Origin of the sequence: Clostridium arbusti SL206, from assembly GCF_000246895.1 — a bacterium.
GTDB classification, from domain to species: Bacteria; Bacillota; Clostridia; order Clostridiales; family Clostridiaceae; genus Clostridium_I; species Clostridium_I arbusti.
On the sequence record NZ_BAEV01000009.1, the window covers coordinates 38,492 to 57,986 of the forward strand.

21 protein-coding genes and 1 pseudogene are annotated in these 19,495 nt (G+C 30.4%); 11 read left to right on the forward strand and 11 right to left on the reverse strand.

All coding sequences use genetic code 11. The annotated features are described in order from the left end of the window. Nucleotides 1-43: 43 nt before the first annotated feature. The 3 genes from RH99_RS03130 to RH99_RS03140 are packed head-to-tail and all read right to left on the reverse strand — an operon-like array spanning nt 44 to nt 1,989. Nucleotides 44-976, reverse strand: a complete 933-nt coding sequence (locus RH99_RS03130) for a sensor domain-containing diguanylate cyclase (protein ID WP_010233812.1) — start codon at nt 974-976, stop codon at nt 44-46. After that, entirely contained in the window at nt 969-1,610 is a 642-nt protein-coding gene (locus RH99_RS03135) for a chemotaxis protein CheC (RefSeq protein WP_010233815.1), read from the reverse strand. Before RH99_RS03135 ends, RH99_RS03130 begins: the two co-directional genes overlap by 8 nt. Next, complete coding sequence (locus RH99_RS03140) at nt 1,603-1,989, reverse strand: response regulator transcription factor (protein ID WP_010233818.1); 387 nt, start codon at nt 1,987-1,989, stop codon at nt 1,603-1,605. Before RH99_RS03140 ends, RH99_RS03135 begins: the two co-directional genes overlap by 8 nt. Nucleotides 1,990-2,303: 314 nt before the next feature. On the opposite strand from RH99_RS03140, the gene RH99_RS03145 reads away from it, so the two are divergent. From RH99_RS03145 to RH99_RS03155, 3 genes are all read left to right on the forward strand, one after another. Then, a complete protein-coding gene (locus RH99_RS03145; protein ID WP_010233821.1) occupies nt 2,304-2,531 on the forward strand; it encodes a DUF1659 domain-containing protein in 228 nt (75 codons plus the stop codon). Nucleotides 2,532-2,591: 60 nt separating this feature from the next. Beyond that, on the forward strand, nt 2,592-2,828 hold the full coding sequence (locus RH99_RS03150) for a DUF2922 domain-containing protein (protein ID WP_010233823.1): 237 nt from the start codon (nt 2,592-2,594) through the stop codon (nt 2,826-2,828). Nucleotides 2,829-3,100: 272 nt separating this feature from the next. Continuing rightward, a complete protein-coding gene (locus RH99_RS03155; protein WP_010233826.1) occupies nt 3,101-3,478 on the forward strand; it encodes a phage holin family protein in 378 nt (125 codons plus the stop codon). A 198-nt stretch (nt 3,479-3,676) separates the two neighbouring features. On the opposite strand, the gene RH99_RS19150 is transcribed toward RH99_RS03155, so the two are convergent. Both RH99_RS19150 and RH99_RS03160 read right to left on the reverse strand, forming a co-directional pair. Next, the gene (locus tag RH99_RS19150; protein ID WP_158511929.1) at nt 3,677-3,829 is read right to left on the reverse strand and encodes a hypothetical protein; all 153 of its coding nucleotides are present in this window, start codon (nt 3,827-3,829) and stop codon (nt 3,677-3,679) included. A gap of 27 nt (nt 3,830-3,856) precedes the next feature. Continuing rightward, nucleotides 3,857-5,155, reverse strand: coding sequence for a helix-turn-helix domain-containing protein (locus tag RH99_RS03160; protein WP_081504365.1), 1,299 nt, complete (start codon nt 5,153-5,155; stop codon nt 3,857-3,859). 401 nt (nt 5,156-5,556) lie between these two features. On the opposite strand from RH99_RS03160, the gene RH99_RS03165 reads away from it, so the two are divergent. The 7 genes and pseudogenes from RH99_RS03165 to RH99_RS03195 all read left to right on the forward strand — a co-directional run bounded on the left by RH99_RS03165 (nt 5,557) and on the right by RH99_RS03195 (nt 11,023). Continuing rightward, nucleotides 5,557-5,763 (forward strand): DUF1657 domain-containing protein, encoded by a 207-nt coding sequence (locus tag RH99_RS03165; protein WP_010233833.1) that lies wholly within the window; start codon nt 5,557-5,559, stop codon nt 5,761-5,763. A 63-nt stretch (nt 5,764-5,826) separates the two neighbouring features. After that, complete coding sequence (locus RH99_RS03170; protein ID WP_010233836.1) at nt 5,827-6,690, forward strand: DUF421 domain-containing protein; 864 nt, start codon at nt 5,827-5,829, stop codon at nt 6,688-6,690. Nucleotides 6,691-6,714: 24 nt separating this feature from the next. After that, nucleotides 6,715-7,182 (forward strand): annotated as a pseudogene (gene spoVAC / locus RH99_RS03175) (stage V sporulation protein AC); the annotation flags it as partial. Continuing rightward, nucleotides 7,183-8,184 (forward strand): stage V sporulation protein AD, encoded by a 1,002-nt coding sequence (gene spoVAD / locus RH99_RS03180; protein ID WP_010233842.1) that lies wholly within the window; start codon nt 7,183-7,185, stop codon nt 8,182-8,184. It begins immediately after the preceding pseudogene. 58 nt (nt 8,185-8,242) lie between these two features. After that, nucleotides 8,243-8,596, forward strand: a complete 354-nt coding sequence (spoVAE, locus tag RH99_RS03185) for a stage V sporulation protein AE (RefSeq protein WP_010233845.1) — start codon at nt 8,243-8,245, stop codon at nt 8,594-8,596. Between the two features lie 104 nt (nt 8,597-8,700). After that, nucleotides 8,701-8,904 carry a DUF1657 domain-containing protein gene (locus tag RH99_RS03190; protein ID WP_010233848.1) on the forward strand — a complete coding sequence of 68 codons (204 nt, stop codon included), beginning with the start codon at nt 8,701-8,703 and terminating at the stop codon, nt 8,902-8,904. Nucleotides 8,905-9,856: 952 nt separating this feature from the next. Further along, on the forward strand, nt 9,857-11,023 hold the full coding sequence (locus RH99_RS03195; protein ID WP_010233851.1) for an aminotransferase class I/II-fold pyridoxal phosphate-dependent enzyme: 1,167 nt from the start codon (nt 9,857-9,859) through the stop codon (nt 11,021-11,023). Between the two features lie 66 nt (nt 11,024-11,089). On the opposite strand, the gene RH99_RS03200 is transcribed toward RH99_RS03195, so the two are convergent. The 5 genes from RH99_RS03200 to RH99_RS03220 all read right to left on the reverse strand — a co-directional run bounded on the left by RH99_RS03200 (nt 11,090) and on the right by RH99_RS03220 (nt 14,829). After that, on the reverse strand, nt 11,090-11,455 hold the full coding sequence (locus RH99_RS03200; protein WP_010233854.1) for a hypothetical protein: 366 nt from the start codon (nt 11,453-11,455) through the stop codon (nt 11,090-11,092). A 324-nt stretch (nt 11,456-11,779) separates the two neighbouring features. Continuing rightward, nucleotides 11,780-12,655, reverse strand: a complete 876-nt coding sequence (locus RH99_RS03205; RefSeq protein ID WP_010233857.1) for a pirin family protein — start codon at nt 12,653-12,655, stop codon at nt 11,780-11,782. 264 nt (nt 12,656-12,919) lie between these two features. After that, nucleotides 12,920-13,246 carry a hypothetical protein gene (locus tag RH99_RS03210; protein ID WP_010233859.1) on the reverse strand — a complete coding sequence of 109 codons (327 nt, stop codon included), beginning with the start codon at nt 13,244-13,246 and terminating at the stop codon, nt 12,920-12,922. Nucleotides 13,247-13,316: 70 nt separating this feature from the next. After that, nucleotides 13,317-13,979: a class I SAM-dependent methyltransferase gene (locus RH99_RS03215; RefSeq protein ID WP_010233861.1), complete on the reverse strand. Its 663-nt coding sequence runs from the start codon at nt 13,977-13,979 to the stop codon at nt 13,317-13,319. A 40-nt stretch (nt 13,980-14,019) separates the two neighbouring features. After that, nucleotides 14,020-14,829, reverse strand: a complete 810-nt coding sequence (locus tag RH99_RS03220; protein WP_010233863.1) for a hypothetical protein — start codon at nt 14,827-14,829, stop codon at nt 14,020-14,022. 222 nt (nt 14,830-15,051) lie between these two features. On the opposite strand from RH99_RS03220, the gene RH99_RS03225 reads away from it, so the two are divergent. Further along, complete coding sequence (locus RH99_RS03225; RefSeq protein WP_010233865.1) at nt 15,052-16,323, forward strand: M14 family metallopeptidase; 1,272 nt, start codon at nt 15,052-15,054, stop codon at nt 16,321-16,323. Between the two features lie 148 nt (nt 16,324-16,471). On the opposite strand, the gene adhE is transcribed toward RH99_RS03225, so the two are convergent. Next, nucleotides 16,472-19,078 (reverse strand): bifunctional acetaldehyde-CoA/alcohol dehydrogenase, encoded by a 2,607-nt coding sequence (gene adhE, locus RH99_RS03230; RefSeq protein WP_010233867.1) that lies wholly within the window; start codon nt 19,076-19,078, stop codon nt 16,472-16,474. Nucleotides 19,079-19,495 lie beyond the last annotated feature (417 nt).

The following is a 19,495-nucleotide window of genomic DNA, read 5'->3' on the forward strand; positions in this document are numbered from 1 at the left end:
CAAAAGGCTTGCTCCAGAATAAATACTGTGCAAGCCTTTAATTTTATTTATAATATCTCCAACAATTTCCGCCACTTTTTTTAGCTTCATACATAGCCTTATCTGCCTTTAATATCAATATGTCCACATCTAACTTCTTATCATACTCTTTATCTATAACTATTCCTAAACTTAGGGTTACTTCTATTACAGATCCTGATTCATCTGATACTTTGATCTTTTCACTAAAAATTTTTGATAAAGTATCTTCAATATCTTTATAATCATTAAAGGAATTCATAACCACTAGAAATTCATCTCCACCGAATCTAGCCGCTAAATCTCCTTTATTTATAGATTTTGAAATAATTTTACTAACAGCTACAATAACTTCATCACCTTTTTTATGACCATAAGTATCATTTACACTTTTAAATTTATCTATATCTATAACCATTAGTGCAATTGAACCTTCACTTTTCTTTTGAAGAATTTCAGTAGTTAATTTATAAAATAGTCTTCTGTTTGAAATACCTGTCAAATAATCATAATAAGCCAGCTTATTTATAGTCTTTTCCTTTTTCTTCAATTCATTATTTAAAACATATAATTCATTCACATGATTCTTTAACTGTGCAATATGAAGAAACTGATTTGTTACATCAGAAAATTGAAATAATACTATGCTTTTATTTTCATAATTTACTTTACTTATATCTAGATTTACATATCTATCATTATCAAGTAAATTCTTATGTATAGCCGCTGATAGAAAAATTCTATATTCATTAATTACAATGTCTTTCATACAATTTTTCAAAATAGGTTTATTTAGGTTTTGTAAAATATCATATATCTTCTTATTAATTACACTTTCAGAACTTATTCCAGTGACATATTCCATATGATTATTCCAGTATATTATTGCTAAATCTTCATCAGTTAAAATTACGCCTTCATTTATATCATTTAAAACATTACTTAATATCTTATCCATTAAAACCATCTTCTAACATCGTAATTTTTTCTAATATATTTTCTATAGATTTTAGTGTAACATTAATTATAATAGCACCCTCTATAGCTTCTCCTTCTATATTAAAGGTTATATATAACATTAAAATATATAGATATTCTTCATTTTCAGCAATACATTTAAAATCCAAATTATCAACTACCTTTACTTCTGGCAAAGTATAACTAAGCCTTATATTTATATAATTTCCAAATTCACCCAATACAGAATTCAAAATTATATTCCCTATCTCCTTTACCACATCAAAATCTATGTCTGTAAAGTTTATATCTTCACACTGATCCTCACTTATTTCATGCAAACAGAGTTTTATGAATTTTTTCATTTTAGATGCTGGGAAAATAAGACTTGCCTTTCCAACTAATTTTTCTTTAAATGAAATAGAAGATAACATAACTGCATCATATGCTATGTTGTTAAGATATTCATTAAAATGTACTTTATTTTTTTCATCCTCTAAACTTAAAATTTTTACATTTGGTACATTTAATAATATCTTTTTTTCAATAATCTCTGACAAAACACTTGATGCTTTTCCTATACTTATATTAAATAATTCTTTTAATATGTCTTCATTTGATATGTTATTAGTCATGTAATCTCACCTGCATCATATCATTACATATTAACTCCATTTTTTCATGATTTAAAGGCTTATTTACAAAGCCAAGTATTCCAAATTGCTCCATTTCATCTTTAATACTTTTTTGTACATCTGCGGAAATTATGATTATCTTAGAATCACTATCATATTCCTTTATCAATTTTATCATATCTTTACCATTTAACTTTGGCATTAATAAATCCACAAATATGTAATCTGGATTTATTCTCTTGTATTCATTAAATCCATCTTTACCATCATTTGCAAAATAAATTTCTACATCTCCCAAAGTTTTTTTTATTAGATTCGAAGTTATTTTTTGAGAAAAATTAGAATCATCTACAATTAATATTTTCAGTATTTTAGACACCCCCTTAAAATCTTGTATCTAGGTTATTTGTACTAACAAGTATAACATAGTTGTATATTATTTAAAATAATTCTTTTTTATTAACCTATATTAAAACAAAACTACCAATTAAGTATATATTATACAATCTAATATTTATATAAGTTGCAATTAAGATTATAGATTAATAGTAATTAGTAGATGAGTTCTAAACAAACTAGCAATTTTATAATAATATAATTTATTACAATATATTTATTAAAATAAAAACTTTTTCTGTAATAAATTCTACTAGAGCATATATATATTCACAAGCACAGAAAGGAGGCGATAACATGGCAACAGTAGCATCACACAAAGTATCATCTTCTCTAGTTATTGAATTAGCAGCTGGTAAAGATGAAAACGGAAAAGATATAATCACAAGACTAAATCTTGGAAAAGTTGATCCTACAGCAGCAGATCAAGACATTTATGATGTAGTAACTTCAATAATTGAAGTATTAGATTATCCAGTTCAAACCATTCAAAAAATTGACAATAGTTTACTAACTGACCAGTAACTAAACAACGATAACTTTCTAATGAGTATTATTACTACATTATTCAAGGAGGTATAAAAAATGTCACATAAACTTACTATGAGATTTAATACTGAGGAAGATGGTAAATACTTTTCACTATCTATAGACAATATAAAAAAAGATGAAAATGGACAACCCGATATAACGGAAGAACAAGTAAAAAGTCTTATGGATATCATAATTCAAAAGAAGATATTTGTAAGTAAAACTGGAGATCTAACTGCTAAAAAGGATGCAAAAATAGTTAGTACTTCATCTGAGAGTTTTCAGGTTTAAATAAATCAATATACCTTTTGCAGCCCTCTACTTTTATAAGTAGGGCTGTTTTTTAGTCACCTAATCAAAAAAATAATTTAAATTTTTTATTTTATTATTTACTAAAATACTACATATCATATTAACTCTAAAGATAAGAAAAGTTTATTTTTATAAATATTATATTTTTCAATATTGCGTGCATACTATTTATATACTTTGCAAATTATAATCTTGTAAAACAATCTATCTTGATTTGCAATACATTTTATTTTAAAAGGAGGCAATTGTTTATGGCACAGAATAGAAAAAATGGTAATGAACAGCACTCAGGTGGTAGTAGTCTTCTACATTGGGTAGGAAGATTGATATTAGTCGCAATTATTTTAGTGATAACATCGTATCTAACACCTGGTTTTACAATTAATGGACTTTGGTCCTTTTTATTAGCTGCAGTTATAATCATTGCAGTAGATTATTTAGTAGAATCCTTTATGGGCGTCGATGCGTCACCTTTTGGAAGAGGAATAAAAGGTTTCATTATTTCTGCTATAATAATATATCTAACACAATTTTTAGTTCCTAATATGCATGCATCTATAATAGGTGCATTATTAGCAGCTTTAGTTATTGGAATAATAGATGCAATAATTCCTGGAAGGGCAATGTAAAAAGGTATTTCATATTTCTTTACATTCACATTAATCTATTATAAAAATAGTGTTTAACTTATAAGACTCTACTCTTATTAAAAAATTAAATTTTAATAGATTTGATGCTTACAATTATCAAGAGAAAAAGGTAACTAGGAAATTTTATATCCAGTTACCTTTTTTCTTTCTTAACTAAATTCTTAACTAAATTCTTAATTAAGAATTTGGCATATCTTGTAAAGGATGTACTATAGAATTTTTAGTACTATTATTTAAACTATTATGACTTAGTGTAATTGTTGATATTGCTAGCATTAGCATTAAACATCCTATCGCAGCAACTAATCCTTTAATAATTTTATTTTTCATAATAAAAGACCTCTTTCACCTAATATATTATTTTATTAAATCTTCTACTGAAAGCAAATGTAAATACTTTTCGCAGAGATCTACTTGCTCATTTTTTAAATACATAAATGCTAATTTATTATAAATTTGTCTAAGATTATCCTCATCATTATTCTTTAATAATTCAATTATTATAAGATAAGTCTTCTCCAAATTTTTATTATCCTTTAAATCATCATATATATCCGCCAATATGTAGTTACCTTTTAATAAGTATTCACTATTTTTATATGTTTTTGCATAGCTCAAACCTAATTCTATAGTTTTAATGGCCTTAGCATATAAATTTTGTTTTATAAATACATTTGCTTTTTCTATAAGCGTAGCCGATAAATTTGCTTTATCTATTTTTCTTCTAAGGCTTTCAGCCAAATCAAAGTATTTCATGCTCTCCTGAAAATCGTTTTTATAGCAGTATGCTAGTCCCAAATTATTATATATATATCCCAAAGGAATATCTGTGCTATCTAAAATCTTAGTAAGCATAAATTTATATGTATCTATAACAGCATCATAATCTTTCTTAGTTTCGTAACAAGTTGCCTTAACACCATAAGCGTAAATATATAACCTATAGTCCTCTTTTTCATCACAAAGAGATAAGTATTTATCAATAGTATTCAAAGCTAAATCTATTTCATTTATTTTTTTATAGCTGTTTGCCAAGGAATACAGGCATAATTTTTCAGTCTTACTATCATTATTTACTAGGCAATAATACTGACTTAATTCATAATATTCAATTGCAATATTATACTTTAAATTATTGGCCTTACAAACTCCAATCTTCCAGTAAATATAACCAAGCTTTTCATTATTATTAATGCTTATATATATATCTTTAGCCCTCTTATAGTTAACATAGGCTTCATAAAAATCTCTTTCATCAGAACAAATCTCAGCAAGATTACAGTATACTTTAGCCTGAATTTCCAGTAATCCATATTCAGCAGCTATTTTTAAAACTTCTCTTGTTTTAATCACATTTTTTCTATAACCTCTAAGCTGGTCTAAGCAGTATATTTCAGCTTCTTTTCTTTTAGATAACATTAAATAATCTTTGTCTATATATAAATCAATACTAAGTTCCTCTGCTCTTGTCTTTAACTTTTTAGCTATTTTTACAGCGGCTCTGTGGGTTAACTCCCTTTTATTAGTCTCTATCATACTAATAAGTGCTCTAGTAACATTTTTCCCCTGTAAGTCTTCCTGTTTTAGCTTTAATTTAGTTCTTAGTTTTCTTATCCTCTCACCAGGAGTCAAAAATTCCATTACATCACCTTGCATACATTAATTAATTATCACTATTTCTATTGAAAAGCATCATATACTTTTACAACAAATTACATATTATTTAATATTAATTATTACTTTCATTGAAAAACATCATATCATATATTATATATTTTTACAACAAATTACATATTATTTAATTCTAATAATATTCCCTTTAAATCACCTATCTATTGTCATATATTATAAAAAAATAAGTATATTCTTGCTAATCTATAATTATTATGTTTTAACATCATCTAAGGCATATGAAAATAAATAGTAAGTCAAATATACTAGTATACTGACTAGTTATTTATTTGAATATGCCTAAATACAAAAAATCAAAAAAAATAATAATAATTTAGTAAAACTTTGATAATACTAATATCAATGCGTTTAAGGAGTTGATAATAATGACGGTAGGTTCAAAGGTAAAGCAGACATTGGCTGGCTTAAAGGGAATTGAAAGCACATTAAGAATTTATTCCGTTCAAAGTAAAAATAAAGATGATGTGAAGGTTTATAAGGATGCTCTTAAAACCACAGAATCAGTTATCAAGAATGTAGAAGATAGAATAAAGACACTAGAGTTTGAAGAACCTCAATATAAAGGAAATTAAGGTATTTTAACTAAGGAAAGAATTGATTATTTCTTTATCTTGTCTAAGAAAGGAAAAAAGATTATGCAGAATTGGGCTATATCATTATTGTTAAGAACTATAATTTTGTTTCTTTTAACTTTAGTAATAGTTAGAGTTATTGGAAAAGTAAACTTAGCAAAAGTAACACCCTTTAAATTTGTGAGTTACATAGTAATAGCTGTTATTGCCGCGTCCATTTCACTAGGTTTAATACAAAACATTGCTTTTGGCTTTATAGTATTAGCTACTTGGGTTCTACTCTCCTTAGCACTGGACTATTTATCACTAAGAAGTAAGCTAATACATGATTTTGTAAATGGAAGAGAAACCATACTAATGAAAGATGGCAAGGTTATGGAAGAAAATCTAATGGATGTTAGGTACACAGGTGAAGAGTTGTTAAGAGAATTGCGTTCAAAAAATGCCTTTAATCTAGCAGATGTTGAATTTGCAGTAATGGAATCAACTGGGGAAGTAAATGTGTTATTAAAGTCCGATAAAAAGCCAGTTACTTCACATGACTTACAAAGAAAGGTAGCACCTTTATCCGAACCAGAAACAGTTATATTGGATGGAAATATTCTTGATGAATCTCTAAAAAATAGAGGTTTAGATAGAGAATGGCTAAAGGTTCAATTATCGGGCCTCGGAGTGTCCCTTGATAATGTGTTCATTGGTCAAGTAGATTCTTCTGGAGATTTATTCATAGATATCTTTGACGATTCAATACAAATTACACAACCTCAGGTTAAAGAACTCCTTTATGCCAGTATTTCAAAAGTTCAATCTGATTTACTTACCTTTTCATTGGAAACAGATGACTTAAAAATGAGAAAAATGTATTCAAATAATGCCAATCAAATAAAGAAAATGATGGATAAACTAGAACCATATTTACTACGTTAGAAGGTGACAAAATATGTCCAATAAAAAAAGAAAAAACTTACTCCTACCCAGCAGGAATATCAGGATTTCGCCTCAGATAGAGAGCCTAAACGTCCAGTTCTAAAAAATTGCATAAGAGCCTTTCTAGTGGGAGGTTTTATATGTACAATTGGTCAAGGGCTTCAGTGGTTTTTTATAACATATTTTAACTTTACAGAAAAAACTGCTGGAAATCCTACATCTGCTATTCTAATAATAGCTTCTGTTCTCCTTACCGGCTTTGGAGTTTATGATCATATAGCTCAATGGGCTGGAGCAGGTACTGCTGTGCCTATTACTGGTTTTGCAAATACCATTGCTTCTGCTGCAATTGAACACAACACTGAAGGTTATGTACTAGGTGTAGGAGGAAATATGTTTAAACTGGCTGGATCAGTGATTGCTTTTGGAGTTTTCTCAGCTTTTGTTGTTGCAATAGTAAAAATAACTGTCATGTGGTTAGGTGGGATGTAAATGCTTAAAGGACATCAAACATGGGTTTTTGATTCTAAACCAGTAATACTATCCTCCGCTGCCGTTGGCGGACCCTTTGAAGCTAATGGAGCATTAGCTGATGACTTTGATATTCTTCATGAGGATGTGTGGCTCGGACAGGAAAGCTGTGAAAAAGCAGAAAGAAAGTTATTGGAAGAGGCTTGTGAAACGGCAATTACTAAGGGAAATATGCAAAAAGAGGATGTTCAATTTTTTATAAGTGGAGATTTAATGAATCAAATCATATCCAGTAGCTTTACTGCACGTACACTAGGCGTTCCCTTTCTTGGAATATTTGGAGCTTGTTCAAGTTCTATGGAAGGTCTTGCACTGGCTTCTCTGCTAATCGATAGTAAATCAGCAAAATATGTTGTAGCCGGTGCTTCCAGCCACAATATTTCCATTGAAAAACAATTTAGATATCCTACAGAATATGGAGCACAAAAACCTCCAACTTCTCAATGGACGGTAACCGGTGCAGGAGCATGCCTATTAGCTGCAAAAGGTGAAGGACCAAGAGTAACCTGTGCAACTATTGGTAGAGTAGTTGATATGGGAATTACAGATCCATATAATATGGGATCAGCTATGGCACCAGCCGCAGTAGATACAATAGAAGCCCATTTTAGGGATTTAAATATAGATCCTTCCTACTATGACTTAATTGCAACAGGAGATTTGGGGAAAGTTGGTCATAGAATTGCCAGTGACTTATTGGATAAACACAATCTAAAAATTCCTGAAAATATATTTACTGACTGTGGACTTCTAATTTATAAAAAAGATCAGCCCGTAATAGCTGGTGGAAGTGGCTGTGGTTGCTCGGCTACTGTTACTTATGGTCATCTTCTTAAGAGAATGAAAAATGGAGAATTAAAAAAAATACTGATTATTGCAACAGGGGCACTTTTATCTCCTCTATCCTATCAACAAAAGGAAAGCATCCCCTGTATTGCACATGCAGTATCTATAGAGATATAGGACTTCTTTAAAGATGCCATATCATTTTTAGATGTCTAAAGTGAGGTGTTAGTTAAAATTGGGAATTTTTATTTTGGCATTTATAGTAGGTGGAATTATATGCGTTATAGGTCAGATAATGATGGATGTTTTTAAGCTTACCCCTGCTCACACCATGACTACCTTCGTTGTGGTAGGAACAATACTTGGAGGTTTAGGATTATATGACCCCATAGTAAAGTTTGCAGGAGCAGGCGCTTCTGTACCCATATGCAGTTTCGGTAATGCATTAGTTAAAGGAGCTTTAATGGAAGATGAGAAATATGGAATTATTGGAGTACTCACTGGTATATTTGAAATTACAAGTGCAGGTATTTCCTCTGCCATAATTTTTGGATTTTTAGCATCCTTAATATTTAGAACTAAAGGTTAATACTTATTTTATATTTAGATAACAACTTCTAGTTTATAATTAAGTATTATCTTATCTTCATATAAAAGTTCTATTCACAAAATACTTGAAGGGAGGTGAACACTATGACAGTGGGAACAAAGATGCAGCAAGCTGTAGCTGGTATTGAAACAGCAGCAGCTACAATGAAAACTTTCGCATTGGATACAGACAATGAAGCAGCAAAAAAAGATTTCCAGCAATTATCTAAAACTTTTGAAGATGCTTTACAAGTTTTAAATGGAAGATTAAAACACATTCAAGAAGAAGAACCTCAATACAATAAATAATAAATTTTAATCTTTAATTGGGCAGGTTAACTACTAAACTATTGATAATACTATACTTATATTAAAAAGTTTTTAATAATGGATAGCATATATAAATTCAATAATTAGGAGGTTGCCTGCCTAATTATTTATGCTCTATACACATTTTATTGACTAAACTCCTAAGGCACATTCAAAAAATAAGGCCACTAATTAGCTATATACTTCTATATAAACTAATTAGTGGTCAAGCATCTCCTAACTCATTAAAACAATCTGATTCTACTTGAATATTCATCACCTTTTCCATAGTTATTTTTTACAATGTGTATTACACTGTAAAAATTTACTCTTTTAATTTTCATTATATAATCTTAATCGATATACAATGCCGTTCATGGGTTAACCCTACTATATACCTTTACAATTACATTAATTATATTTAGCATCTTTGCAACTATTATTCTACAGTAATACTTTCAATTAGATATTGGTTTAATATCTGTATCTTGCATTTACTCTAGTTTAACATTACTAAATGCCCTTTGGTTTCCTCGAACATTCTCATAAACCAAATGTCCACTACATCTCATAGTCCTCTTCTTATAGCTTACATCTGTAAATATTAAATCATATTTGCCTTTGTTTACTATAAAGTGTATTACTATTCAATGTTTTAGATTCCTAAACTTTTAAAACTACTCTTTAGTTCTCTTCATGAGTTAGGTATGCTAGAAGAAGTTTTTTCCTTCTTCTTGTCTTTATTATACTGTAAACGTTTTGATATGTCAACTATTTTTTATTTTATTCGGATAAAATAATATTATTATCTTCAATAAATATTTATTTTCACCTGCATATTATTATATAATAATATTATTAGGCATGGTAAATAAATAACTAGTCAGTATACAAATATATTTTCACATGGCTTAAATCTAAATATATCACAATAAACCCATGGAGGTGTAAAATGATTTTTTCTAAAAAAATGAAACAGCTGACTTCAGCTATATTTTCTCAGCTAAGCTACAAAAAAAATGATCTTATAAATGAAGGTAGAGAAGTAATTGATTTTAGCATAGGTACTCCAGATATACCACCCGCACCTCATGTTATTAAAACAATAGTTGAGGAATCCAGTAAAATAGAAAACTACATATATTCTATAAACGATACAACTGAATTAATAAACTCAGTACAGAAATGGTACTATAGAAGATACGGAGTAACACTTGAGAAGGATGAAATAGTGTCCCTACTAGGTTCTCAAAGTGGTTTTGCAGAATTATCATTATCCATTTTAGATGCAGGTGATGTGGTATTAACGCCAGATCCAGGATATCCTATTTTCACTGTAGGTCCTTATCTTGCTGGTGCACAAATAGTTAAAATGCCGCTTTTAAAAGAAAATAATTATCTCATTGACTTTAGTTCAATAGATACGGAAATAGCTAAAAAAGCAAAACTTATGGTAGTGTCTTATCCAAATAATCCTACTGCTGCTACAGCTCCCAAGAACTTTTATAAAGACCTGGTGAAATTTGCAAAGAAATATAACATAATTGTACTTCATGACAATGCCTATAGTGAGCTTGTATTTGATGACACTGAGGGCGAAAGCTTTTTATCCATACCTGGCGCTAAGGATATAGGAATTGAATTTAATTCACTATCAAAAACTTACAGCATACCCGGTTGCAGAATTGCCTTTGCTGTTGGAAATAAGGAAGTTATAAAACAGCTTAAAACTTTAAAATCTCATGTGGATTATGGAATGTTTTTACCCTTTCAAAAGGCTGCTATATCGGCTTTAGAAGGGCCTCAAGATTATGTTGAATTAGTAAAAAATACTTATAGGAAAAGAAGAGATCTTCTAGTAAAAGGCCTATGTAAAATTGGCTGGCCTATTGATAACACTGGCGGAAGCATGTTTGTCTGGGCTGCTATTCCCCCAAAGTATAAATCCTCTTTGCAATTTACCTTTGACCTCATGGAAAAGACAGGAGTTATTGTAGTTCCCGGCAGCAGTTTTGGAGAGCACGGTGAGGGCTTTGTACGTTTCGCTCTTGTACAGCATGAAGAACAAATAATTAGAGCAATACAGAATATTGATATTAGTGGAATTTTAGACATATAAAAAAATAAGCTATTTTAAAATGATTTTTTAAATCATTTTAAGATAGCATCTCTATATCCATAAATTCTATTTTACTGCTTTTAATTTTGATATATCATTCCAATTCTTTGATGTTATTATCTCTACTGCTGTAAGATCTTCTCTAATTCCCTTAACATTTCCTTCAACATTTGCAATCACATAATTGGCTTTATCTATTTCTGTTTTATGGACCTCACTTGAATGTTCTAAGGCTCTTAATATTTGAGTATTTTCATCTAAAACTATAGTATGCTTATCTAAGACTCTAGTATGTTCATCTAAAACTTTAGTATGCGCATTTAAAATTTCAGTATGCTCTTCTAAAACTTTACTGTGCTCATTTAATATTTGTGTATGCCCATCCAGTTTACTGTTAATATCTTTTAATAGCTCCAAAATTTCATTTTCCATTTTTTCACCACCACTAAATTAGTATTTACATTCTATCATCAATATTTTCCAATTTCAAGCTATTTAATTCATTTTAACTTAATGTAAATTTTTCCTATATTCTTAAAATTAAATCCTAAATAAAGTAACGTGAAGTTAGATTATTTACTATAGTAGTCCTTATATAAAAATTACAAATTCAATTTAGGCACATGAAAATAAATAGTAAGTCAAAGATGCGACGTATATTTTGAAGCCTACAAGGAAATAGGTTCTTCAGATAGTGAGCTATCTGAAGGTTCTGTTGACGTAGTAGGATTCAAAATAGACTAGCATACTGACTAGTTATTTATTTGAATGTGCCTTATAATTATTGTTGCCATTTTTCACGAATGTTCCCTTCTCAATTTCATCGAAGGCATTTTTAAGTTCTTCTTTTGTATTCATAACAATTGGTCCACCCCAAGCTACTGGTTCTTTAAGAGGGTTACCCATAAATACTGAAAAACGCATTCCCTTATCACTTGAATGAACTTTAAGTTTTTCACCACTAGTTAATAGTACTGCATTTTTTTCATGGACATACTGCTTATTTTCTTCATCAAAGCAGCCCTCTCCTTGAAAAATGTAAATAAACACCGTGGACTCACTGTTAGTTTCAATTGACCAATCCGAATTTTTTTCCATATTTACATCAAAAATCTGAGTCTTCACATATTCCCCTTGGATTGCTCCTGGATTACCTTTATAGTTCCCTGATATTACATTTATTGTACAGCCATCTTCATCTATTTTTGGTATGGTTTCTGCCCTTATATCATGATATTTTGGATTACACATTTTATTTTTCTTAGGAAGATTAAGCCAAAGCTGAAATCCAAACATTCTTTCTGAAGGCTTTGGCATCTCCTGATGAATTATTCCGCCGCCTGCTGTCATCCATTGGCAGCAGCCATCATCAATGCTTCCCCTATTACCTAAACTATCTCCATGTTCTATCTTCCCTTGAATAAGGTAGGTTATAGTCTCAATACCTCTATGTGGATGCCATGGGAAACCCTTAATATAATCCTCAGGATCAACAGAATCAAAAACATCCAGCATTAGAAATGGATCGAATTTCTTAACTGTTTTATTGGCTATTACACGAACAAGTTTTACCCCTGCACCATCATAACCTACATTTCCATCTACAATCTTATCTATAGTTCTCATATTCATATTTAACCCTTCTCCTGTGTTTTATTTAAATTTTTTGTAAAGATAAAAACTAGGAATTATATAATACTTCGGAAATACATTTAGCTATTTAGGCATATGAAAATAAATAGTAGTCCAAAGATGCGACGGATATTTTGAAGTCTACAAGGAAACGGGTTCCGAAGATAGTGAGCTATCTGAGGGTTCTGTTGATGTAGTAGGATTCAAAATAGACTAGCATACTGACTAGTTATTTATTTGAATATGCCTTACATACTTTCTCTCTTATTTTCCTTCTAGTAACTCCTTTGTTTCTAATAGCTGCAATTGATCTGCATACATCATAAACTTGCCATCTCTACCAATAAAACTTTTACCACAGTTACTAACACTTTCTGGTATTGCATATCTAAATTCTGTTTCTTTAAACTTCTTTATATAAAAAAACTGTAAATTGAAACAATAAAGTCTATAGCCAATATAGGATGTAAATTCCAATTGATTTTTTAACTTTATGTCACCTAATTCTAAATTTTTAGATGGTTTACGTGTCTTAAAAAGCAACTTTATTATTAATTTTTTTAACTCTTTTAACTCTTTATCTGTAATCATTTTTTTCCTCCAAAACTATATTTATAAAAGAATAGTTAGTTCACAATTTAAGAAGAATCCGAACTATATACTATTTTATTGAGATAACCACAAACGCTTTTATAGTGTGTTTATTTCCATATTTATCACTAAAATAATAATCTATCGGAGTTATATTGATTTTTGAAAAGTTTGAATATAATTCTTTTAGTTCCTCAATAGTAGAATAATGGTGTGGTATGTTCTCTTCGCCCTCAAGATTATTAATAAAAGTATCTTTTTCTATCTGTTTACCTTTACCGTAATTTTTATCATCTACTGAAATATAATCAATAACTACTATCCCATTGGGTTTTAATACTCTATATATTTCATTTACATTTTTACGAGAATCCTCTAACGTGCCATGTCCTGTTGTCCATAAACATAAAATTCCATCAAGTGAATTTTTATCGAAATCTATATTTCTCATATCATGCTGTTTAAATTCAATATTACTCAAATTCAGTTTTTTAGCCTTTAATCTAGTTGTGCCCAATCCTGTTTTAGAAATATCAGTAGCATATACTTTAAAACCTTGTTGAGCAAGATATATTGAATGTCTGCCTGTACCACACCCTAAATCCATTATACTCTTACAATTATTTTTCTTAAAAATATCTGCGGCTACCTTTACAGTTGGAAGCACATCAAATTGAACCTCACCTTGTTCTTTATATATTTTATCCCATTCTTGTTCCCATTTAATATTCATTATTATACTCCCGTATTTATATTATTTAACTACTGTGACATTACTTTAGACTATTATAAAACCATTTATTTGCTTCCTCTGTAAAAAGCGTAGGTGTCCAACTTTTCCTACCCTTAATATATGGAATATCTTTTTCAAAATATATTTTCTTTAAATATGGCTTCAGTGGAAGACTTCTATAAATTTTTAATATATGAGCACCATCCCTCACACCTAAACCATCTTCAATTATTTTATGTGCATTAAAATACATCCTGACCTGTGGAGTATATTCAACATCTCCATTTGTACATATCTTACCTTTTTGTCTTGAACTTACAACAAGTTCACTGCAACCATTCAAAGTATCTAACATGACATAATCATTATAATCATCTGGTTCTCCCAAGGGGTCAATTCCGATTCCAACAATTTCTATGCCATCTTCATTAAGTTTTCTAGTTGATTTAATTTGTCCTGATTCTTCAATTAATCTCCATAAATCCAGTGATGTACTATGTACCAACCACTTATCATCTGTGTAACGAACTTTTTTTCCTTTAAAATTATTCTGTGTAGCCTTTTCTATTATAAAATTAGGGCTTTGTATTTCAGGAATATGAACAATAATTTTTCTGTGATAATATGTTTCGTATTGTATAAAATCACCTAATCTAAATTTCCAGTCATCATAATTTGGATTAACAGACAAGGTAAATATTCCTTTACCTTGCTTACCAATACCATATCTTCCTTGCAAATTACAATTTAAAGTAAACATTGACCAACTAACATCATAAGTTCCATACTGTGTAAATGGGTTATTTTTTTGAGGTGTCCAATCTTTAGGTGGAAAAAATATATTATGCATAAATATCTCCTTGCTTCATAATGTATCACCATTATTACATTAAATAAAATTAAGCACACTTTATACCAAACTATTACACCTGATGCTTTACGTTAATTATATTATATCTAAATTTAATAAAAACTTCATCTATCTCTTTATTTGATATTACATTTATTATAGCACCCAAAGTTAATTTCTAACATAAACTAATACTGATAATTAATATTAAGGTGGTTCAATATGCCCATATATAGATTAGGTTCTAGCGGAACAGAAGTAATGAAAATTCAAGCAGTTCTAAGAAAAATAGGGTACAATCCTGGTACTATTGACGGAGTATTTGGAAGCCAAACTGAAGCAGCAGTAAAGAATTTTCAAAGGAATAATGGATTAACTCCAGATGGAATTATAGGCCCCTCTACCTATAGAATATTAGAGAGATTTATGCTAGGCTATGATATTTATGTTATTAGATCAGGGGATACGTTGTACAATATAGCCATGAAATACTATACTCAAGTGAATAAAATCATAGCTGCAAACCCTGATATAAATCCTTCTAATTTAGTGATTGGTACTAGCATTACAGTTCCCTATGGAATCGATGTAGTTGATACAAATATAGACTATACTTATGATATTTTAGATAATGATCTTAGAGGTCTTAAGGCAAGATATCCCTTTATAACTATTGGCAGTGCAGGCAGAAGTGTACTAGGACGAGAACTTTATTATGTAAAACTTGGCACAGGACCAAATCAAGTTTTCTATAATGGATCCCACCATTCATTAGAATGGATTACTACCCCATTACTCACAAAATTCATAGAAAATTTTTCTAAATCCTATGTAGCTGGAACAAATATAAAAGGATACAACCCAAGGAACATATGGAATAGAAGCAGCATATATATAATGCCTATGGTAAATCCTGACGGAGTTGATTTAGTGCTCAATGGTTTATCAAGTGATAATCCTTTCCACAATGATTTGATAAGATGGAATAACGGCAGTGCAGATTTTTCACGAACCTGGCAGGCTAACTCAAGAGGTGTTGACTTAAATCACAATTACAATGCACTATGGAATCTGTCAAAAGAAGCTGAAGCACAATATGGTATTTTTGGTCCTGGACCTACCAGGTATTCAGGTCCCTCTCCAGAATCGGAACCAGAAACACAGTCAGTAGTTAATTTTACAATAAATCATAATTTTAGATTAGTGCTTGCTTACCACAGCCAAGGTGAAGTGATATTCTGGCAGTTTTCTAATCTTACTCCCACTGAGTCCTTAGCCATAGGTAATCAATTGGCAATGGTAAGTGGTTATGCACTATCACAAACAACGGGCATAACCTCCTACTCTGGCTATAAAGACTGGTTTATTCAAGATTTTAGAAGGCCGGGATTTACAATTGAAGTGGGGCTTGGCACCAATCCCCTTCCAATAAGTCAATTTGACCAGATATATAATGATAATGAGGAATTGCTGATGTTAGCATCTATTATTTGATTGAATTATATACAAGTTAAAAGTGATGTCTCACAATGCACATTTATGCATTATGAGGCATCACCTTTCTTCATTACTAAACACTTATAACAAAATTTCACTTAGGCATGTGAAAATAAATAACAAGTGAAAGATGCGACGTATATTTTTACTCTGTTTTTGTATCTATCTCTTCTTTATCAAAAGCAGTAATGAACATTTGCTTAATTTCACTTATTAATGGATATCTTGGATTAGACCCCGTACACTGGTCATCAAAAGCAAGCTCACACATCTTATCAAGTGTAGCATAGAAATTCTTTTCTGAAACTCCAGCATCTTTAATACTCATTGGAAGGTTTATTTTCTCTTTTAATTCATGGATGGCCTTAATTAAAAGCTCAACTTTTTCATCATCCGTATTGCCACCTAAATTTAGATAATCTGCAATTTTACCATATCTCCATTTAGCATTTGGATATTTATATTGAGGATATGCTGCTTGTTTTACTGGGTTATCTGCCGAATTAAATCTTATAACTTCTTCAATTAACAGTGCATTAGCAGTTCCATGTGCTATATGGTGCTCTGCTCCTAACTTATGTGCCATTGAGTGACATACTCCTAAGAATGCATTAGCAAAGGCCATTCCTGCCATAGTTGATGCATGAGCCATTTTCTCTCTTGCCTTTTCATTAGTAGTACCTTCTGCATATGCTGTAGGCAAATATTTAAATATTAATCTTATGGCTTCTAATGCAAGTCCATTAGTATATTCTGATGCAAGTACTGATGTATAAGCTTCTATACCATGAATCAAAGCATCTATACCTGATGCTGCTGTTAATCCTTTTGGCATGTTCATCATTAATTCAGCATCTACTATTGCCATATTTGGAGTTAATTCATAGTCTGCTAGTGGATATTTAACTCCTGTCTTTTCATCTGTTATTACAGCAAAAGGTGTAACTTCTGATCCTGTTCCGGCAGAAGTTGCCACAGCAATCATCATAGCCTTTTCCCCCATCTTTGGGAATTTGTATATTCTTTTTCTTATATCCATAAATCTCATAGCAAGATCTTCAAATTTTACCTCAGGATGCTCATATAGTACCCACATAATTTTAGCTGCATCCATTGCTGAACCTCCACCAAGTGATATTATAGTATCCGGTTTAAAATTCAGCATTTGTTCTGTACCTTTTCTAGCTGTAGCTAGTGTTGGATCTGGCTCTACTTCTGTAAATATCTTAAAGTCAATACCCATATCTTCAAGTACTCTTGTAATAAAATCTACATATCCAAGATTATAAAGAACTTTGTCAGTTACTATAAATACTCTTTTCTTATTTAAGTCTTTCAACTCTTTTAATGCAAATTGAAGACATCCAAACTTGAAGTAAACCTTTTCCGGAACTCTGAACCAAAGCATATTCTCTCTCCTTTCAAGTACACTTTTAATATTTAAAAGATGTTTAGGTCCTATATTTTCTGATACTGAATTTCCTCCCCATGACCCGCATCCAAGTGTAAATGAAGGTGCTATTTTAAAATTATATAAATCTCCACTTGCTCCCTGTGCTGTAGGTATATTTACAAAGGTTCTTACCGTTTTCATAGCGTTGCTGAATTTATCTATCTTATCCTTTGCAGTTACCACATTTGCGTATATTCCCGATGTATGTCCAAGTCCCCCTAAGTTCACAAGAGTTACAGCTTTTCCAAGGGCATCATCAAAATCTTTTGCTCTATACATAGCCAAAACTGTAGATAATTTTTCATGGGCAAAAGGTTCTTCCTCCGTTAAAGAAGTGACTTCTCCTATAAGAATTCTTGCGGTTTTTGGTACTTTAATTCCTGACATTTCAGCTATTTTATATGCTGATTGTCCTACTATCTTTGAATTTATACTGCCATTTATAAAAATTGTTTTTCTTACTTTATCTATTTCATTTTCTTTAATTATATATGCTCCTCTTTCTGCAAATTCTTTTCTTACTTCATCATAAATAGAGTCCAAAACTATTACTGATTGCTCTGACGCACATATGACACCGTTATCAAAAGTCTTTGAAAGAATTATTGAGCTTACTGCCATCTTTATATGTGCACTTTCATCAATTATAACAGGTGTATTTCCTGGTCCAACTCCTATAGCTGGTTTACCAGATGAGTAGGCTGATTTAACCATAGATGGTCCACCTGTAGCAAGAGTTATATCTGCTTCCTGCATTAGAATCTTTGTAAGTTCAATAGATGGATTGTCTATCCATCCTATTATTCCTTCCGGTGCACCTGCTTTAACTGCTGCATCAAGTATTATTTTAGCTGCTGCTATAGTTGAATTTTTTGCTCTTGGATGTGGTGATAACATTATAGCATTTCTAGTTTTTAGTGATATCAATGCCTTAAATATTGCAGTTGAGGTTGGATTAGTTGTTGGTATTACAGCTGCTACAATACCTATTGGTTCTGCTATTTTAGTTATGCCATAGGATTCATCTTTTTCTATTACGCCGCAGGTCTTTTCATCTTTATATTGATTATATATATACTCAGCGGCAAAGTGATTTTTTATAACTTTATCTTCAACAAGTCCCATTCCCGTTTCTTCTGCTGCCATTTTCGCAAGTGGTATTCTGGCATCTAATGCTGCCATTGCTGCCTGTCTAAAGATTTCATCCACCTGCTCCTGTGAATACTCTGCAAAAATTCTCTGAGCTTTTTTCATTTCCTCTAACCCTACATTTAATTCATCAATACTACTAACTTTCATAAGTTACACCTCTCTCTTAATTTTAATACATGTCAATCTTGAGTTATCTTAATCGAATGTATTTTTAAAGACCACCCTAAAAGTAAATAACATTACTCTAATGTCTATATTTATATTATATGCTTTTGTTTGTTAAATATCAATCAATATATTAGCAATTTATGTATATATACAAAATTATAAAAACCGGTTACGCGTGATTATTTAGCATATATCAACTATATACTCCTTATTTACGCACAAATATATAGTTAAATATTTAACAATTAACCCATGTATGCTATTACTATATTTATTGTATATATTTATTTATGTTAATAACATAACATTATTTTTTAATTTAAAGCATATTTATTTTAGAAGTTATATACAAAAAGATATTATTTATTAAATACATACTTTTAATTACAACCTATA

Excerpts from the sequence above, each read along its gene's own strand:
- RH99_RS03160 (WP_081504365.1), bottom strand. The coding sequence starts at position 5,155 with ATGCAAGGTGATGTAATGGAATTTTTGACTCCTGGTGAGAGGATAAGA.
- RH99_RS03145 (WP_010233821.1), top strand. The coding sequence starts at position 2,304 with ATGGCAACAGTAGCATCACACAAAGTATCATCTTCTCTAGTTATTGAA.
- RH99_RS03170 (WP_010233836.1), top strand. The coding sequence starts at position 5,827 with ATGCAGAATTGGGCTATATCATTATTGTTAAGAACTATAATTTTGTTT.
- RH99_RS03220 (WP_010233863.1), bottom strand. The coding sequence starts at position 14,829 with ATGCATAATATATTTTTTCCACCTAAAGATTGGACACCTCAAAAAAAT.
- RH99_RS03190 (WP_010233848.1), top strand. The coding sequence starts at position 8,701 with ATGACAGTGGGAACAAAGATGCAGCAAGCTGTAGCTGGTATTGAAACA.
- RH99_RS03150 (WP_010233823.1), top strand. The coding sequence starts at position 2,592 with ATGTCACATAAACTTACTATGAGATTTAATACTGAGGAAGATGGTAAA.
- RH99_RS03155 (WP_010233826.1), top strand. The coding sequence starts at position 3,101 with ATGGCACAGAATAGAAAAAATGGTAATGAACAGCACTCAGGTGGTAGT.
- RH99_RS03135 (WP_010233815.1), bottom strand. The coding sequence starts at position 1,610 with ATGACTAATAACATATCAAATGAAGACATATTAAAAGAATTATTTAAT.
- RH99_RS03215 (WP_010233861.1), bottom strand. The coding sequence starts at position 13,979 with ATGAATATTAAATGGGAACAAGAATGGGATAAAATATATAAAGAACAA.
- RH99_RS03195 (WP_010233851.1), top strand. The coding sequence starts at position 9,857 with ATGATTTTTTCTAAAAAAATGAAACAGCTGACTTCAGCTATATTTTCT.
- RH99_RS19150 (WP_158511929.1), bottom strand. The coding sequence starts at position 3,829 with ATGAAAAATAAAATTATTAAAGGATTAGTTGCTGCGATAGGATGTTTA.
- RH99_RS03200 (WP_010233854.1), bottom strand. The coding sequence starts at position 11,455 with ATGGAAAATGAAATTTTGGAGCTATTAAAAGATATTAACAGTAAACTG.
- RH99_RS03225 (WP_010233865.1), top strand. The coding sequence starts at position 15,052 with ATGCCCATATATAGATTAGGTTCTAGCGGAACAGAAGTAATGAAAATT.
- spoVAD (WP_010233842.1), top strand. The coding sequence starts at position 7,183 with ATGCTTAAAGGACATCAAACATGGGTTTTTGATTCTAAACCAGTAATA.
- RH99_RS03205 (WP_010233857.1), bottom strand. The coding sequence starts at position 12,655 with ATGAATATGAGAACTATAGATAAGATTGTAGATGGAAATGTAGGTTAT.
- RH99_RS03210 (WP_010233859.1), bottom strand. The coding sequence starts at position 13,246 with ATGATTACAGATAAAGAGTTAAAAGAGTTAAAAAAATTAATAATAAAG.
- RH99_RS03165 (WP_010233833.1), top strand. The coding sequence starts at position 5,557 with ATGACGGTAGGTTCAAAGGTAAAGCAGACATTGGCTGGCTTAAAGGGA.
- RH99_RS03130 (WP_010233812.1), bottom strand. The coding sequence starts at position 976 with ATGGATAAGATATTAAGTAATGTTTTAAATGATATAAATGAAGGCGTA.
- adhE (WP_010233867.1), bottom strand. The coding sequence starts at position 19,078 with ATGAAAGTTAGTAGTATTGATGAATTAAATGTAGGGTTAGAGGAAATG.